14 protein-coding genes are annotated in these 17,830 nt (G+C 41.2%); 5 read left to right on the top strand and 9 right to left on the bottom strand.

Annotation, left to right across the window (positions count from 1 at the left end):
* Positions 1 to 72 precede the first annotated feature (72 nt).
* Complete coding sequence (locus NYE72_RS02045; RefSeq protein WP_038568421.1) at positions 73 to 834, top strand: ABC transporter ATP-binding protein; 762 nt, start codon at positions 73 to 75, stop codon at positions 832 to 834.
* The gene (locus NYE72_RS02040; RefSeq protein WP_038568418.1) at positions 824 to 2,770 is read left to right on the top strand and encodes an ABC transporter permease; all 1,947 of its coding nucleotides are present in this window, start codon (positions 824 to 826) and stop codon (positions 2,768 to 2,770) included. The genes NYE72_RS02045 and NYE72_RS02040 overlap by 11 nt, the downstream gene beginning before the upstream one ends.
* Positions 2,771 to 2,934: 164 nt before the next feature.
* Here NYE72_RS02040 and NYE72_RS02035 read toward each other — a convergent pair whose 3' ends face one another.
* Entirely contained in the window at positions 2,935 to 3,606 is a 672-nt protein-coding gene (locus tag NYE72_RS02035) for an O-methyltransferase (RefSeq protein WP_076101242.1), read from the bottom strand.
* A gap of 228 nt (positions 3,607 to 3,834) precedes the next feature.
* Here NYE72_RS02035 and NYE72_RS02030 point away from each other — a divergent pair, with 228 nt between their 5' ends.
* Positions 3,835 to 4,731 (top strand): LysR family transcriptional regulator, encoded by an 897-nt coding sequence (locus NYE72_RS02030; protein WP_076101240.1) that lies wholly within the window; start codon positions 3,835 to 3,837, stop codon positions 4,729 to 4,731.
* 65 nt (positions 4,732 to 4,796) lie between these two features.
* Here the strand turns inward: NYE72_RS02030 and NYE72_RS02025 are convergent, their stop codons facing one another.
* From NYE72_RS02025 to NYE72_RS02015, 3 genes are all read right to left on the bottom strand, one after another.
* A complete protein-coding gene (locus NYE72_RS02025) occupies positions 4,797 to 5,279 on the bottom strand; it encodes an NUDIX hydrolase (RefSeq protein WP_076101239.1) in 483 nt (160 codons plus the stop codon).
* A 36-nt stretch (positions 5,280 to 5,315) separates the two neighbouring features.
* The gene (locus NYE72_RS02020) at positions 5,316 to 7,031 is read right to left on the bottom strand and encodes an ABC transporter ATP-binding protein (RefSeq protein ID WP_076101237.1); all 1,716 of its coding nucleotides are present in this window, start codon (positions 7,029 to 7,031) and stop codon (positions 5,316 to 5,318) included.
* Between the two features lie 306 nt (positions 7,032 to 7,337).
* A complete protein-coding gene (locus tag NYE72_RS02015; RefSeq protein WP_076101235.1) occupies positions 7,338 to 9,590 on the bottom strand; it encodes a glycoside hydrolase family 127 protein in 2,253 nt (750 codons plus the stop codon).
* A 145-nt stretch (positions 9,591 to 9,735) separates the two neighbouring features.
* On the opposite strand from NYE72_RS02015, the gene NYE72_RS02010 reads away from it, so the two are divergent.
* Positions 9,736 to 10,629, top strand: coding sequence for a helix-turn-helix transcriptional regulator (locus tag NYE72_RS02010; RefSeq protein WP_036682739.1), 894 nt, complete (start codon positions 9,736 to 9,738; stop codon positions 10,627 to 10,629).
* A 47-nt stretch (positions 10,630 to 10,676) separates the two neighbouring features.
* Here the strand turns inward: NYE72_RS02010 and NYE72_RS02005 are convergent, their stop codons facing one another.
* The 5 genes from NYE72_RS02005 to NYE72_RS01985 form a co-directional block, all read right to left on the bottom strand.
* Positions 10,677 to 11,654: a phosphotransferase gene (locus NYE72_RS02005; RefSeq protein WP_076101234.1), complete on the bottom strand. Its 978-nt coding sequence runs from the start codon at positions 11,652 to 11,654 to the stop codon at positions 10,677 to 10,679.
* Positions 11,655 to 11,756: 102 nt separating this feature from the next.
* Positions 11,757 to 14,147 (bottom strand): ABC transporter permease, encoded by a 2,391-nt coding sequence (locus NYE72_RS02000; RefSeq protein WP_339211192.1) that lies wholly within the window; start codon positions 14,145 to 14,147, stop codon positions 11,757 to 11,759.
* A gap of 266 nt (positions 14,148 to 14,413) precedes the next feature.
* A complete protein-coding gene (locus tag NYE72_RS01995) occupies positions 14,414 to 15,988 on the bottom strand; it encodes a sigma-70 family RNA polymerase sigma factor (RefSeq protein WP_339211190.1) in 1,575 nt (524 codons plus the stop codon).
* Between the two features lie 85 nt (positions 15,989 to 16,073).
* Positions 16,074 to 16,403, bottom strand: a complete 330-nt coding sequence (locus NYE72_RS01990) for a carboxymuconolactone decarboxylase family protein (protein WP_036682746.1) — start codon at positions 16,401 to 16,403, stop codon at positions 16,074 to 16,076.
* Between the two features lies 1 nt (position 16,404).
* Complete coding sequence (locus tag NYE72_RS01985; protein WP_038568393.1) at positions 16,405 to 16,809, bottom strand: tautomerase family protein; 405 nt, start codon at positions 16,807 to 16,809, stop codon at positions 16,405 to 16,407.
* A gap of 110 nt (positions 16,810 to 16,919) precedes the next feature.
* On the opposite strand from NYE72_RS01985, the gene NYE72_RS01980 reads away from it, so the two are divergent.
* Positions 16,920 to 17,825: a LysR family transcriptional regulator gene (locus NYE72_RS01980; RefSeq protein ID WP_038568390.1), complete on the top strand. Its 906-nt coding sequence runs from the start codon at positions 16,920 to 16,922 to the stop codon at positions 17,823 to 17,825.
* Positions 17,826 to 17,830: the final 5 nt, after the last annotated feature.

Below are 17,830 nucleotides of genomic sequence, written 5' to 3'. Positions count from 1 at the left end.
CAATCGCAGGATAAGAACAATAAACTTTTTTATAATAAGGCTATACAAGAAGAAACGAAGGAGTGAATCATTATGGCAATTCTAGAAGCTACTAAAATTCATAAAAGCTATGGCAATAAATTAAACAAACAATCCGTGTTAAGCGGACTCGATATTCGTATAGAAGAAGGCGAATTCGTTGGCATCATGGGGCCTTCCGGTTCAGGTAAAACAACCCTACTCAACGTACTCTCGTCGATCGACAAAATCAGCAACGGATCTATTACCATTGAGGGCAATGAAATCTCCAATATGAAAGAGAAGCAGCTCGCGGAATTTCGCAAAAATCATTTAGGTTTTATTTTTCAAGAATATAATCTCTTGGACACACTGACGGTAAAGGAGAATATCCTGCTGCCACTATCCATTACCAATACACCCAAGAAAGCCGCCAATCAGAAATTCGAAAGTCTCGCAAAGGAATTGGGGATTTTGGAATTAAAAAATAAGTACCCCAATGAAATCTCTGGCGGTCAAAAACAACGTACCTCAGCAGCTCGTGCCTTCATTCATGATCCAAGTATTATTTTTGCTGATGAGCCTACCGGGGCGCTGGATTCTAAATCCGCTTCTGATTTATTAAATAAGCTAAGTGAACTCAATCAAAAACGAAAAGCAACCATCGTTATGGTTACACATGATCCAGTGGCTGCCAGTTATTGCAGTAGAGTTATTTTTATAAAAGATGGAAAAATCTATACGCAACTAAATAAAGGAGAACAATCAAGACAAGTTTTCTTCAACGACATTATAAAAACACAGGGTGTATTAGGCGGTGTGCAGAATGAGCATTAATGTATTAATGATTCGAAATCTGCGAAAAAACATTCGAAATTACTACCTATACGTGTTTGCGCTAGTTTTTAGTGTGGCCTTATATTTCGCCTTTGTCACCTTGCAATATGATCCCTCGATGGATGAGCTGGAAAGCTCTATCAAAGGGGGCGCAGCAATCATGGCTGCCTCGATTTTACTAGTCGTAATTGTCTCTATTTTCCTGTTATATGCTAATACGATCTTCATCAAACGACGCGGTAAAGAAATTGGCTTATTTCAGTTAATTGGAATGACCAAAAATAAAATCTTCCGCATTCTTTCGGCAGAGAACTTTATTCTGTATTTCGGTTCCTTGGTCCTGGGGATATTGGTTGGCTTTTCTATCTCAAAATTAATCCTCATGATCTTATTTAAGATAATGGGGGTCGATGCTATAGCCTCCCTTCATTTCTCTATCGAAGCTTTGATTCAGACGTTGATCGTATTCTGTGTGATTTATCTTTTGATCATGCTGATGAATTATGGATTTATTAAAAGACAAAGTATTTTATCCTTGTTCCGGGTGACCTCAACAACAGAAGGTACAGTGAAAAAGTTATCCTTCTTTGAAATGATCATAGGGATTGTCGGAATTGGCCTAATCCTACTGGGCTATGTGCTCTCCTCTAAATTACTTACCGAAGACGTAACCTCAATGAATCAATTGGCTATATCCATGATTACTATTTTGGGATCCGTCATTATTGGGACCTATCTATTTTATAAAGGCTCGGTAAGTTTTATTTTTCATATCATTCGTAAGCGGAAAAACGGCTATCTGAACATTAGAGAGGTTCTATCTCTTTCCTCCATTATGTTTCGCATGAAATCCAATGCCGTATTATTAACCATCATTACAACGGTATCGGCACTAGCGCTGGGTTTATTATCCCTTAGCTACATTTCCTTTTACTCTGCTGAGAAAACTTCCAAGCAATATGTCCCAACGGATTTTGTATTCACGAATGCCCAAGAGGCTGAACAATTTACAAAGATCCTAACGGCAAATGATTTAGTATTTACAGAAAGAAGGACCCAAGTCCTTCAGGTCGATGTAGATGTTGAAGAGATTCTTGTTAAAAAACCGGACGGAGACAATATGTTTTCAAATATTATGACCCTGGCGGTCATAAGTGAAAATGCACTTGAAGACGTTGATCTAACTCCAGATAAAGCTTATTTCACGAAATCAAGCAGTACATTGGATAATTTTGTTACTATGAAAGATAAAGGTGCGATTGAACTCAAAGGGTTACATGAGGTTTTTCCGCAGGATTATAAAAGATTAGATATCGAAAGTCCCATTTCAGGGTATTACACAGGTGGTGGCTTACCGGTTGCGGTTGTAGACGAATCGATCTTTAAGCGCTTAAAGAAGGATTTAGATCCTGCCCTTCAAAGAGGATCCTCCCTTAATATCGGGATTGATATGAAAGTCCGGGCCAGCGTTGAACAGGCAAATGAACTTTTCAAGACCTTAAAATTTGATGAGAATAACAAACAAGACTCTCAATTAGAGTCGATAAAAGGTCAAAAACAAAATATGGGACTCATTATGTTTATCGTTGCTTTTCTGGGGTTAACCTTCTTGATTACCTCCGGATGTATTCTATACTTTAAACAAATGGATGAAAGTGAAAATGAAAAACCTAACTACACCATTCTGAGAAAGCTTGGATTCACGCAAGGTGATCTGCTCAGAGGTATACAGATGAAACAATTGTTCAACTTCGGTATTCCATTAGTCATAGGTCTGCTTCACAGCTACTTCGCCGTTAAATCCGGCTGGTTCTTATTCGGCACAGAGCTTTGGACACCGATGATTCTGGTGATGCTGTTATACACTGCTTTGTATTCGATCTTTGCAATATTGTCCGTCTTCTATTACAAAAAGGTGATTAAAGAGGCGCTTTAAAATAACGAAGGTGTTCCTAAAGCCATCATGGCTTAGGGACACCTTTGTTTGATTTGATATCATTTACAGGTAGGAGGCACCGGCATCTATCGGACACAGATGAACCTCTTTCTAAGCAATAGCGTCACTGGGGTCCGTAACGCTCAGAGGACCTGTGAAATCCCTCAGCTATTCACAATCCCCAATACAAATCCATCATAACCTTTGCTTCCCACCGTCTGAATGGCAGTAGCTGAAATTCTAGGCTCTTCAGCCAAGAGATCATAAAATTCCCGTACGCCTACTACACGAGGGTCTTCGCTATTCTCATTAATGACCTCACCTTCACGAATCACATTATCTCCAATGATCACCGTTCCGGGCTGGGAGAATTGCAGAGCCCACTTTAAATAGTTAGGATTATTCGGTTTATCGGCATCTATAAAAATAAAGTCGAAGGGTTCAACGCCCTCTTGTTTCATCTGAGACAGTTGCTCTAATGCATCCCCTACACGAAGCTCTACCAGATGATCCACCTCGGCAAGCGAAAGATTAGCTTTAGCTACCTGCGCATGAATGGGATCCAGCTCCAAAGTAACTATCTGTCCGTCAGACGGCAGGGCTCTTGCCATCCAAATCGTACTGTACCCGCCCAAGGTGCCAATCTCCAAAATCCGGCGTGCACCTTTCATTTGCACCAGTAGATTCAGGAATTTCCCCTGACTAGGCGAAACATCAAAGGGCGGCAGCCCTGCCTGTTGATTGGTGACCAACACTTCTTCCAACACAGAGTCCTGTGGAATCAGGCGCTCTGTAATATACTGATCGACTTTATCCCAAGTAGTCGTTTGATTCATATTTATCACTTCTCCTTTAGTATTTGTTCATGGTTGAAATCCGGAGACAAAGGCGATCGCTACGCTCCTACAGTTCCAAACCTCCTCTCCATTACTCCTTTCCCTAATCTCATCTTTCCAAGTTCATCTTTATATCTGTATTGTAAATCAGTTATAATCATAAATATAATATATCTTTAAGTCCAATTTATATATTTAATATATAAATCGAAGAATGGGAGTTTAACCATGAACCTACATGCCTTACGCTTATTCCATGTAATCGCATCGACAGGCAGTGTGACACGCGCTTCAGAAATTTTAAATATAAGTCAGCCTGCCATCACTGCGCAGATTAAGAAGTTCGAAAAAGAACTGTCCTTTACCCTATTTAAACCTCAAGGCAGAGGAATCGCTTTAACGGATGCTGGGGAAGAGCTTACTCTACTCGCCAAGCGACTGTTCGCCGTAGAACAACAAATTGAACAATTCGCTCAAGATTATGTTAACGGCACTAACGGAAGTATCCGTCTAGCCGCAACGTATTTGCCTGCTCACTTTCTCATTCCTACCTGGATTGCAAAGTTTAAGCAACAATATGAACAAGTGGAGATGATGATCACCACTACCAACTCAAGTGATGCCCTCAAGCAGCTGTTAAATGTAGACGTGGATATAGCTATTTATGGAGGAATCGCCGAGGCTTATCCAGATACAATCCAGACAGAAGAGTTATTTCAGGACGAGTTATGGTTTGTAGTCGCACCCGATCATCGTTATGCCAATCAGCAAGTTTCTCTATCCGAAATGATGAAGGAACCCTTTGTTATGCGTGAAGAAGGAAGTTCAACGCGGGAGCGATTATTATCTTTATGCCGCACATACAACACACCCGCTCCTATCATCTCTTTGCAATTTAATGGACTACATGAAGCCATCAAAGCCGTTATCGCCGGATATGGCGCAAACTTCGTTTCTTCATTAGTCGTACGCAAATATGTAGAGCGTGGAGAATTGTGCCGAGTATATGTAGAAGGAATCCATCTGAAGAATACCATTGCGATCTGTACACGTAAAAATGAGCCCTTATCAGCAGCCGCAGTGAATTTAATTGAGATGATTCGTCACAATCCTTATACGATATAGCGGAATGATCGCTCATTCCCAACAAAAGAGGCCTTCCCTTTCGGGAAAGCCTCAAAGTTTCTTTTTTACACCGTCCGATCCAATTTAACTTCAAACGCACCTCCAGTTACATAATCCATGTACCTAGTATTTCCATCGAAATCCAAATAAGCTTGATAGCGGGTACGAATAGCCGCTGCAGAAATCAGATCCAGCACCTTCTCCTTGGCTACCCACATCACTTCAGATGTTTCCTCCGAAGTACTTAATTCTCCTCCCACGGGCTTGCAGATAAAGTCTAACATGACCTTGGTAGGAACATCCGTCTCACCGTCATACCATTTATGCATACCTGTATTCGAATACACGCCAATCAATTGAGAAACAACGACATCTATTCCACTTTCCTCTTTAATCTCGCGAATTAGTGCATCCATTAGGTTTTCTCCAACTTCCACTTGTCCTCCAGGAAATACCCACCCACCATGATGTGTTTTTACTAAAAGAATATCTCCCTCTTCATTTATTGCAATTCCACCCACCGCTACAATATGTGTTGGCCAAGCCATCGATAGCACCTCTTTTTTTTAGAAGAGTCTAGCAATTTATCGATAATCTGTAAACGATATTTTTCTATTCCATAACGCTTTAAAAGCTTCGCACTGTTCTATTAAATCATCAAACTTCCCTTCCCCAACAATTGACCCTTGATCCACTACCAGTATCTTATCAACGTCTTTTATAAAATTAAGCCTGTGGGCCACAATGATGATAGTTTTGTCCTTAAATTCATTCAAAATCGTCTCCATAAGACTCTGCTCAGTGATATTATCAAGCGCTGACACAGGCTCATCCAGAATTAGAATATTTCTTTTTTGGGCAATGATTCTGGCAAAGGCTAATCGCTGTCTTTCGCCTCCTGATAATTTTAGACCTTTTTCGCCCACCAAAGTATCTAAGCGATCCGGCAAATGGCTTACTTTTTCCTGCAAATGAACTTTTTCCAAAATCTCATATAGCTCTTCATCGGACAGAGTATCCTCATCGAATACAATATTATCTCTTATCGTAGCATCGAAAATCGGCGTGTCTTGGGATAGATAGGAAATATGATCATAGTAGCTATTCAAACGAATCTCATCGATATCCTTACCGTCCAGTAAGAGTTCACCTTCGCCCTTTTTTAATAACCCCACAATCAATTTAATCAGCGTAGATTTCCCGCCTCCACTTAATCCGACAATAGCAACAGAAGTTCCTCGCGTAAGCGAAAATGACAGGTTATTCAGTATCTGCACATTCCCATAAGTAAAGGACACCTCCCTAAACTCAATATTGCCTTGGAGCTCAGTGATGGCTTCTCCGGATTCCAAGTTCTTATCTTCTGGGGCAGCAATAAATTCCTCGAATCTTCTGTAAGTCACTTTATTCAGTCTGTAATCTACAAATAAAACATTGAAGATGGCAATTGGGGTATAAATTTTATCGATGAACATAAACAATGCGACCACAATACCAAGTGAGGTCTCGCCTGCGACAATGCTTTTCACACCATAAATCAGGACAATAACTTTAATGATCGTGACAAATAACTCGAATATAGCGAAAAAAGCTTCATGAATCATTTTTAGCTGAGCATTTTTATGAATGATAGTGCGCGCGGTCTGGCTTAATTTATCGATCTCTTTCTCATATCTCTTGTTGGTTCTAAAGACGACCAATTCCATAAACCCGCGGATAGAGAATCTGGACATCTTTTCTTGCTCTTGGAGAATGGTTGCCTTCATGGCATACAGAAATTTCAACAGCAGATTTGTTATCAGAAAGACGACCACATAGCCAGCTGCAATCACTAACATGATCCTTAGGTCATAGAAGCTGATAAAGACTAGACTGAATAGAAGAGTAGGTAACAACTCATGTAGTGTTTTGAGAAAAAAAGAAAAAATAATGCTGTTTCCAGCCGCTGCCCCGTTCTCGATTACCTTAATCATTTGCCCTGTTCCCATATCCTGATACGCTTGATAATCCATTTTTGATATTTTGGACAGTGCAATAATCTTTAACCTCTCCGTGATGCTGTTCGATAAAAACACACTCGGGTATTCGTCTATATAATTCAGGATCGCCACCCCAGCTAGCAGAACCCCATACACTATAATTAATGTGGATATTTCACCAAAACTGTTGATTACCGTGGCCTTATCTAATATTTTTTGAAAGACAACAACACCTAAACTACTTAACAGCTGAATGGCAAAACCCAATAAAATATAACCACCTACCCACCATTTTAGGTGAGCTAGACTCTTTTTTAACATATCGTTTATCCCCTCTTTTAATTGAATTCAAAAAAGCCAGGCACCCCTATCCCACTGTAAAAAACCATCCACAAATAAACGGTTCTCTAAGTTAAATAGGTTAAGTGCCTGGCTCTACAAAAACAGCTGCCTATGGCACCGTTCAAAGCTCTAGTTAGTTGTAATCAAAAGGGTAGACTCCCCCCTTGATAGCTGGTACGCGTTTCACCCAGCCCGATAACTAGTTCCTTGTAACGGTACGGAAAGACATCCATTTCACCTCAATTAAAAGAATTGACCCTATTATAATTCTGTAAGCCTTTTAATTCAAGAATTACGTTTAACGATACGAAGTCCGGCCACTTGGCCAACCTTATGTCCTTCATGAGAAGCAAACTTGATCGTAACCGCTGATTTGCCGCTCGTGATCGGTTGCGGGAGTTCATAACGAATCGTCTCCAGCTTATTCATCTCCTCAGACTCAAGAGTGCCTACACCAAGTTGCTCCCCATCCGCCAAAATATCGAATGCCAGCGAAGTATCGTTCGACTTCAGATACGTGACCACCAGATCCACTTGCTCATCCGGCAAAACTTCCATCGTGAAGGAGAACCAGCCATTGATCCAGCTGTCCCGATACTTGCGATTGTGGATTTTGCCTAAGCCTACAAATTCACCTGTGAAATTATGATCGCGTTCAGGCTGCATTTCAGCAGGTTGTACCGAATCGACAGTTAACTGCTCAAGCAGCAAGTTATTCTCCACGGCTTCGCGATATTCAGCCTCTGCCAGCTTCCACTCTTCCGGTGTGAACAAATCCCAATACACGGAATAACGATGATCATGCATAGGGTAGAACGGACGAAGCTCATGATCCCCTGTATAACCTAAACCTTTCATCCGGAACACATTTTTGCTCACATTAGATTGGATGAGGTTGTCCGTCAGTGTGTCCCGATCTCCGATTAATACGGAGGCAAGGGCGCGATCGCTATTGACCTCTGCATTTATAGGCCCAAAATCACCTGCGAGCACAAGTGGACCGTAAAGGAATGCAATTCGGTTCGGATTATCCGGCATCGTCTCGATTCTCACCGACATCGGAATATCGTATTCGACAACGTCTCCATCCTGCCACTCTCTATCCAAAGTAAAGTAGTTAGATTTGCCTACATTTACTTGAACATCTTCACCATTTACGCTAACACTCATCCCTTGCTCAGCCCAGTAAGGATGTCTTAGCTTTAATGTGAATTTCGTTGGCTGTGCTGCACTGATCCGCAGTACACCTTGTCCCTCTGCCGGGAACTTGGTCTCTTGCTGCAAGCTAATGCCTTGCTCTTTCCAAGCCACTGTAGAAGGTACGTACTGATTGACATAAAGCTCATCTGCACTATGGAAGTATATCGCCGAGCCATACATAGAATGGCTTTCCATTCCCGAGCCTACACAACACGTAAAGCTTTCGAACTGCGAATTAAACGATTTATGTCCACCCATCTCAAGAGATACGAAGTAACATACCCGGCCATCTACCGGCTCCTGAGAGGCTAAGATGTGGTTATACATCGCACGTTCGTAGTAATCCGCATACGCTGCATACGCATCCCATTGGAACATATGCTTGGTCAGCTTCAGCATGTTGTACGTGTTGCATGTCTCACAGGAGCCTTCACCCAATCGGTCATTTAACTTATCCGGTTCACCAAAATGCTCATTATAGCTGTTGCCGCCGATCACATAAGAATGATGATTCACGACCCGATCCCAGAAGAAGCGGGAAATACCTGCATAATGCTCCTGCCCTGTTACCTCATATTGTCTAGCAGCTCCGATGATTTTTGGAATCTGTGTATTAGCATGTCTTCCAGCTAGGGTATCTTTTTCTATAGCAAGATCATTAAGCACTTCCCCATGATAAAAGCTTTCCGCTAACGCGAGGAAACGCTCTTCCCCGGAATCCTCTGCCAAATCCGTCAGCGCTTCATTCATGCCGCCAAACTCACAACGCAGCACCTCTTGGATCTGATCTTTACTCAGCCCTGCAAAAATATCCTCAAGCCACAGGCCCAGCTTCGTTTCAATAACGAGCGCCTTCTGATTGCCGGCCAGTCGATAAGCATCGCGAAGACCTGCAAACAGCTTATGCATCGTGTAAAGTGGCACCCAACCTCCGTTGAGGTCAAAGCCCTGTGAGCGAATGTCGCCTGCCTTCACTTCCTCAAATAACTCCTTGCCACGAGGAATGCCGGAAATAAAGCCATTGCCATGCGCATCCTGACATTGCTCTAATTCATCTACTACATAATTCACGCGTTGTAGCAGCTCTTCATTTCCCGTAGAGGCATACATTAACGCACATCCAGAAATATAATGGCCTAACGTATGGCCGCTAATGCCCTGAGATTCCCAGCCCTCGTAGTGAGCAGCCTTAGGCTCTAAGCCAGCATATTCGCGAAAACGCGACAGAAGCCGATCTGCCTCAAGCTTGAGTAAATAATCAGTATTTAACTCCATCGCATGGAGAAGTGGACCTGAATCAATTCGTACGTTCTGTAGATCAAAAGCTTGCGTCTTCAATGAAATCGCTCCCTCGCAATCTTGTCAGGGTTAGATGACAAGTGTATATTTGTATCCATAAGATAACACCGGAACGTTGATTTGTCGGTAGATCAGTCGTACAAATAGTGGACAAACCCGACTTATTGATTGCTAGGAGGACCGCATGAGCTATTTAAAAATAAATGCAGATGTACCTGTTCATTTTACAGCGGCAGGTGAATTTATCTCAGAAACACCATGGAAGCATGTGGAGCGTGTTATGGGGAACTACGAACTAATCATTGGCGTGAACGAAACAGTATATTTGAGTGAGGAAAACAAACAATTTGAAGTAGGCCCTGACGAAGCTCTTCTGCTCATGCCTAATCGCACACATGTCGGCTATAGAGAGTCACGACCCGGGGTTAAGTTTTATTGGTTTCATTTCGAACTGACAAACGAGGGGCTATTGCTGAGTGAGGAGGAAATGAAGCCTGAGGCAGAAGAAATCTTTTCGCGCACACAGCGCTTATGGTCCGTACATGATCTATATCTGCCCCAAATCATAAAAATCGAACATAGTGACCGGATTCATATTCTGGCGAATCAAATCCTTCATGTGGCCAATTCGGGGTATTTAACCTATTCCAGCGTTAATTATTTGCTGACCTCGCTTTTAATTGAGCTATCTGAGCATGCACTTCAGCCGTTCGCCAGTAAGCTGATCCGCGCACAGCAAGATGTCACCTTCGTCAAAATAGCTGAGTGGACAAGGATACATGCAAGCGAACCGCTTACCGTGGCCATCATCGCGGATAAATTCAATTACAACAAGGACTATTTAGCTCGGCTATTTAAACAGCATACCTCCATGGGGCCATTGGAATATATCCATTCAGCACGTGTGACTAAAGCGAAGGAGCTACTAACCAGAACCGCATTAAGCGTGAGGGAAATCGCGACAGAGACGGGGTTCACCGACGATAAATATTTCATGCGCCTCTTCCGAAAATACGAAAACATGACGCCCACCCAATATCGTAACGCTTATCATAAGACGTTTATGAATAATGACTGAAGTAAAGCCACCCCTAAATATGGAGTGGCTTCTTGTTTGGGTATTGTCTATTGGATAGAATGAACTTCACACCAATTACGTAGGAATTGCAGATTAGTATTGAAGTAATGATCGTTTTGCCACCCACAACTCCAAACCTGTGCGTTCCCTGTGTGCAGACCCATCAACCATATCTCCCGGATAGCAACAAATATAGGGATTGCCTTTAAATCGTTCTCAGATAATACTTTATGCTTTTGGTATGAATTCAGGAAAACAGTCCATTGTTCATTGTCAAAATGCTCTCGTTCTTTCCCTCTAACCCTTGACCACAAAAACACGGAAACATCATAGGCCCTCCAGCCAAAACCTCCGCAATCAAAGTCGAAATGAGTCAGGGTATCCTCGTAGAAATGTACGTTCGCTCCATGAAGATCACCATGACATGCCCCCCAATCCAGCTCTGATGAGATTTCTGCTATGTTATTTGCCAATACTTCCGACAAAGATTCTAGATAATCGATATCCTTTTGCCTGTGGGATAAAGGCTTGCGAATCGATTGAAGCGGTTCTTTAAGCAGATGATCCAGATTAAGCGTAAATCTTTGCTGCCCACATTCGAAATCATTCATAGCCAGATGCATCTTAGCCACTTGTTCACCGTATAATTCACAGCTAGCTTTTTCATCGGAATAATTGCCTTTTGCAAAAGTAAACAGAACTGCGTAACGTGTTCCTTCAGGAGCCTCCAGCTCAATTAGGTAACCACCATCCCTGCTGATTACCGGAGCCGATACAGGGATATTCTTCTTATTTAAGTGATTCAATAACTCCACTTCAAAATCAATCTCATGTTTATTTCGCCAATGAGCTTTATAGATCCTAAGAATGTATTTATCAATAGAGGTCTTTAGTAAATAGGTATCATTAAGTCCGTTCTCATAAAAACTACACTCCAAAACATCCCCGATTTCATAAAGATCATTAATTACGGGTACTAAGGCATTGGAAGAAATAACGGAATGATACACCGGTAGTTTCAGCATATAAATCACCCTTCAACGTTAATTGCTACTCACTATTTATTTTCACGTTTGGCCCGTATAAAGGCGAGGGATTTATTAAATATAGCTAAACTTTCCGCATCGTTAATTTAATTGCTCTATAATGCTCTGCTTCGATATTGTTCGTCTAACAAACTGAACCATACCAGTCTGGACAAGTAAAATAACCAAGAAATACAGGAAAATAGCACTCCAAGGGAATTGGTATTGAATGTAGGAAAGCCCCCCCATATTCCCCGCACTCTTACTTATCATGTATCCCATTAGATTGCCCGTAACAAGAGCCATCGTAAAGCTTCCGACAACTAAAAATCCTGTTTCATAGGTTAACATAGCCATTAATTGTTTTCGGCCCATTCCTATGGCTTGCATAAGGCCTAGCTCCCCTTTTCTTGCAGAAATAGTGGTGATTATGGTGTTCAAGAGATTGATCATACTGAATACTGCTATAAAAACCATAAAACTATACACTGAAATAGTGATAGTTCTAAAAGCAATTCTATTGGATTCCACAACTTCGGAAAAAGACAATAATTTGAGTGTATCCTCATTGAGAATCATACCCTCTAACTCACTCTTTATTAACTCTTCATTCGCTTTATCCATAGTAATAACTTCGTAGCTCTTATTGCTATTAAAAGGGGCTGTAGTTTGCATTACTTTGGGTGGAAGATAAAATGAAGTTCCTGAATTCTTATCCGGAATATCTCCAATGATCTCAAAATCATGTTTGGCCTTCTCCTGATCATTAGCAATTATGAATGAAATATGATCACCGACAGCGTAATGAGCCCCGTAATAATCTAAGTCACTACTGGCGCTGTTCAAAAGAATGTAGGATGCATCCGATGAATCAACATCCGGGATCTTCCCCTCAGCCAAATGACTACTCCCTCTTTCGTTGTTTAACGTAGGGATATTCTCAATACTGACTATCGCGGCCCCGTCATCCGTTTTTATTCCTTCGATAGCAGCTTCAATATACTGATGTTCGATTACGTCCTCAACTTCATTTATAGCTAGGATTTTATTTTTTAAAGAAGTAGATAGTTGCCCTTCCGTCTGAAGATCACTTAATGAGGTTGTTTCAGAATACAAATCATTATTAATTTGAATATCAAACTGACCATGATTTGGAAAATATTTCTCTGCTTTTGAGATTGGGTCGACCGAGTTTAACAATGTCCCCAAGGAAACAAATAGCGTTCCGCTTAAAAAAAGAGACAGCAAAGTTAACACCGTCTTTTTCCTGCTTCTTGATAAGTTCAATGCAGCTAAAGAAAATGGTGTTAGTCTTTTAGAGTTTCTTTTCTCCTTTTTTGTATTAACATCGGCATCTACATGTCTAATCGCTGTTATAGGGGAGATTCTTGATGCGAATTTAGATGGTGCGTTTAATGAAGCTCTAACTGTTACTTTGGTGAGCAAACCTGCTAAAAAAGCAAGTGAAAAACTTGGAGCTGCATTCCAGTGAAAGCCACTTAAAATCCAGCTCATTAAACATCCAAAGATAACTCCAATAGGGATATATTTTCTTGAAAGATTTTTCCCTTCATATAGAACAAGCTGTTTTATCTGCTTTTTTGTTGCACCGATTGCTCTAAGTTGTCCGTATTGTTTAATTCGCTTAGTAATTGAAATATAAAAGATATTGTAGATGACAAGCCAACAAGCCAGTACGATAATCAGCATGATAGACAGGATGGTTATCACAGTGCTTCCTGACAGATTATTACTATCCACATTCACATTATTGATCTGAATATTTCTCTCAGGGATACCCATTCGCTGCCCTATTTCTTTGATTTTTGACTTCAGTTCCTCGTTAGAATAACTGCTGCTATTGTTGATGCTAATTGCCGCGGAGTAATCCTCTTTGGAAAGAAACGGATCCGCCTCAACGAACGCGCTTGATACCAGAGCATTGTAACCGATTCGATTCTCGTTACCTGATGCGGTTGTTTGCAGAATTCCAGTAATCACAAATTGGCTGGTTTGAAATTCTTTGCTGGCGTTGTTTCTAAATTGCAAAGAAATAGAATCGCCAAGCCCCAGGCTTCGATCATCGGATAACTGAAAGTCTTTTTCTATTGCAATTTCATTTTCTTTTGTAGGAAATTTCCCCAGAACGATATTGGCATTTGATAAATCCATCATGGCTGGATCCGTGTAGAGAATGGACAATAAACGTTCTTCTTTTTTCTCTCTGCCTATTTCCTTATAGAGTCCGATTTTATTAATTTCCTCTATTTCTTTCAATCGTGAGATTTCATTGTTATTGAGGTTATAGAATAAAGCTTGGAAATTCGACTCATTTTGTAGGTTAGTAAAAGAATTATAACCAAAGGTCATTACAACAGTTAATAAAAATGCAGCTAAAGCTATTACACTGCCTACAAAATAATTTTTGGTTTTTTCCGCTTTTAAATTCGCTTTTGCAATTCTTATCATTACTGTTTTATTCTGTATGGACATTGATACATCATCCTCCTATCGTGTAACGAATATTCCTCCCTTTACATCAACAAGTGAATACTTTCACTATTTATTCTATAGATAATATTCTCCAACAAAGATCAATCACCCTTTAAATAGATGATATATACTATATTTACTATTCATATAATATATGGATACAACAAAAAAAGACTTCCCCCTCTGGAGCGCTTGAGTATCTCCAAGTTAGTGGAAGTCTTTTTATGCTCAATATGCCTTGTGTAGCAAACATTTAGATTAATAAATTACGCCTCGGCACTTCTATCCTGAAGCGCACCGACCAACGGATTCCACCGCCAGCGCAGAGTCAATCCTTGCAGATGTACACCTCCAAACCACTCATCGCTGCCATTCTTCTGCACCCAGTCTTCGTTTCCAGTTATTACACTCTTACCTAGCTCTGTTAATACAAGCTCACAGTCTTTAAATTGCATTACTGAATCGTTATAAACAGGGAACTCATTGCATCCATGGGTTTGTAGCAAAGGGTACGGGCCTTGTACCAGCTTTCTTAGGATATGCCAATATTGCAAGTCGCCCATTCCTAAGATATGAAGCTGATCACCCACATTTTTGAACAGCTCATAGGGTGATTTTATTCCCTCATAGATCATCTCCAGCGTGAGTTGTTCTACGATACCAAGTCCGTTTGTAGTAGAGGGAAAGCGCGATAAATGCGCCTGAAAAGCGTCATGTGCAAAGGGCAAAGCCGATGTATCGGTAGTTAATCGTTGTTGCAGCAATTCTGGATTCGGTGATACATAGGCTTCCCAGAGTGCTTGACCTGCTTCTAGTTCTTTGGCTCCGATTAGCTTCCATGTGCCTGATAATGTTTCCATCTGCTCTATAGAAAGTTGTCCAAGTCCTCGAAATAACTTTATTCCCGGATATTCTCCAATGCATAGTAAGCTTAGCTTGGTGGTTAATATTTTCTGCTTCGAGAACCAATGGAGTAAATAACTGAGCATCGTCTGATCGAAAAGATCATGCTCGAACCATAACACCACTTCTTCATATTTATGAAAATCAGCTAAAATCTTCTCTTGCCTCTCACTATTTTCAATAAATTCCCTCTGCGGAACTCCCATCGTTTGTTCCAAATATTGCGCTCGAACTGCACGGTTATCTCCATCGGCAGGATCCAAAAATACCGGCCCATGCGAATATACCTCTCTCCACACTAGTACATCACCTTTCACGATTCCTTGCCGCAGCTTCTCTCCCACTACATCTCCATTTACAATGTGAAGCACATCTTTTCCCCCTTCGTACAAATGGTTGAATACGGAAAGAACATCTGCCACAGGCAATGCACCTTTCAGTTTGCGGCGGGCATCAAAAAGTCGCTTCTTCAATACCGAAACCGAAGTCCCCAGAAAGTCAGCAATCTCTTGTAGTGAGTAGCCTTGAAAATAATATAATTGAACAGCAATTCGCATATTGGACGTTAATGCAGCTATAGACTCGTGAACCAGCCGCTGGGTTTCCTTTTTCTCAATAATATCTGCTATAGAAAATGAAGATTCTGTCGCTTGCGCAGCTTCATCGTAGGGTAATGCAGGATGCTGCTTTCTTCGCAAGATGCGATAACATTGCCGCACCACAATAGCTTTAAACCAGCCCGGGAATGCCTCTACTGCTCGTAATTTATTCAAATGCAAAAAGGCTTCTGTGAAAGCTTCCTGCACAGCATCTTCCGCTAATTGATAGTCACGCAGCTTTTCGAACGCAACTGCATTGGCCATCGGTGTAAAGTGCCTAACAATCTGTTCAAAAGCTTGTCGGTCTCCTTGTTTAGCCTCTTCGATATACTGAAGCATTTTCTCCCCCGCTCCCTTCTTCCGTATTATATACAAGTGCCAATGAAGTTCCTAAAGGTTACGGATGGGATTGAAAAGTTAGACGTTATTTATTTTTTCCTATTACATCCTTTGCAACCTCTAGAGCTGAAGAGGCTCGCGGCCAACCTACATAAAAAGAAAGGTGGGTGATAGCCTCCACGATTTCTTCAAGTTGTAAGCCGTTCTCTAAAGCCAAGCGCAGATGATAGGGGAGTTGTTCCGTCATGCCCCCCATCACCAAGGCAGAAATCGTAATCATGCTACGATCCCGAAGTGATAATTGCTCACGTCTCCATAAGTCCCCAAACAACACATTTTCCGAGTATTCGACGAATGCCGGAGCGAACTCGCCTAACGATTCCCGTACATTTGTGGCGATTTTCTGATGCGCCATATTACGCCTCCCTAACCGGAGGTTGTAGCATTTGAGCAACACCGTTACCAAACGACCAATCTTCGAATTCCGTATCGACGAGCACAATGAATATATCTTCTTTTCTGATGTTTAGCGTCATCGATAATTCCTCGGCTAGCCTCGCGTAAAAGCTTTTCTTCTGTTCCGTTGATCTTCCGGATTTTAGCGTAACTTGGATATATATCAGTCCGTCGCTTCGTTCAATATTTAAATAATCTTTACTATAAAAATATTCCCCCGCTTTATGCGCATGAAAAACCTGAAACATATCATCCTCCGGTACATGGAAATGCTGAATTAACGCGCTCATAATCGCTCTGCATATTCCTTCTAGCTGATGAATGTCGTATTGTTGCTCCAGATAACTGACTCTAATGAAAGGCATTTTAATTCACTCCTTCTTTGGAATTCTTTTATTGTACTCTCAGTATTTTGATTTATATAATTGAATAAGATAATAATCTTAATCAATTATACCGATAGAGGTGACAATCGATGGATCTAAAAGAACTGATGGCTTTTAAGACCATTCTTCAAGAAGGCACTTTCTCACGCGCTGCCGAGAAGTTGAATTATGCGCAGTCTACCATTACCAACCAAATTCAACGACTTGAAAAAGAACTGGGCATACAACTCTTTCACAGAGGCTGGGAAGTAGAACTGACAAGTGCTGGGCAAGTTTTTGCAGGGGAAATCGATAACCTTATTCAACATTGGAACTATGTATCAGAACTCACCAAGGCTTTACAGCATGACGAAATTGGCACACTTCATATCGGAGGCATTGAATCCATGATGGAATCCGTCCTACCGAACGCCTTGCGAAAGTTTCAGGAGCAAAAACCAAAGATGGCATGTAACTTCATTCAGGGTAACACTGATTCCCTCTCACAGCTTGTCCTCCAAAGTGAGCTGGATTTCGCCATCTGCGGTGAGCCGTCCGACCTGTCTTTCTTTTATTTCGAACCGCTCTATCACGAGAAAATCGCTTTTATAGTAGATGAAAATCATCCTTTAAGCGGACGAGACGATATTTCATTTCGAGAAATTCTTGAATATCCAATTATAGCTGGAGGGCGCACTTGCTTATATTACCTTCGGTTAGCTAAGCAATTTTCGAGATTCGAATCAAAGCCCACTTTATCCACCATAAGCCAAATTTCTGCTATTCCTCATTTTGTAAGAAAGAACCCTGGGGTAGGGGTAGTGCTTGATTCGACAGCTTTAATGACAGATATCGTAAAAATAGATGTTGCACTAAGCGAACCGTTCATACAAGTAGGTATATTGCAGCGGCGCAACCGAGAATATCTAGCAACATCATCTAAAAAACTAATCCTAAAAATCATAAAAGAAGAAATTGAGAGGATTAGTAACGCTAATCCTACGCTCCACATTTGAACCTC

The organism is Paenibacillus sp. FSL L8-0333 (genome assembly GCF_037965665.1).
Classification (GTDB): Bacteria; Bacillota; Bacilli; order Paenibacillales; family Paenibacillaceae; genus Paenibacillus_AQ; species Paenibacillus_AQ odorifer.
Note: the sequence above shows the minus strand (reverse complement) of the source record. Positions and strands in the feature narration are given on the sequence as shown.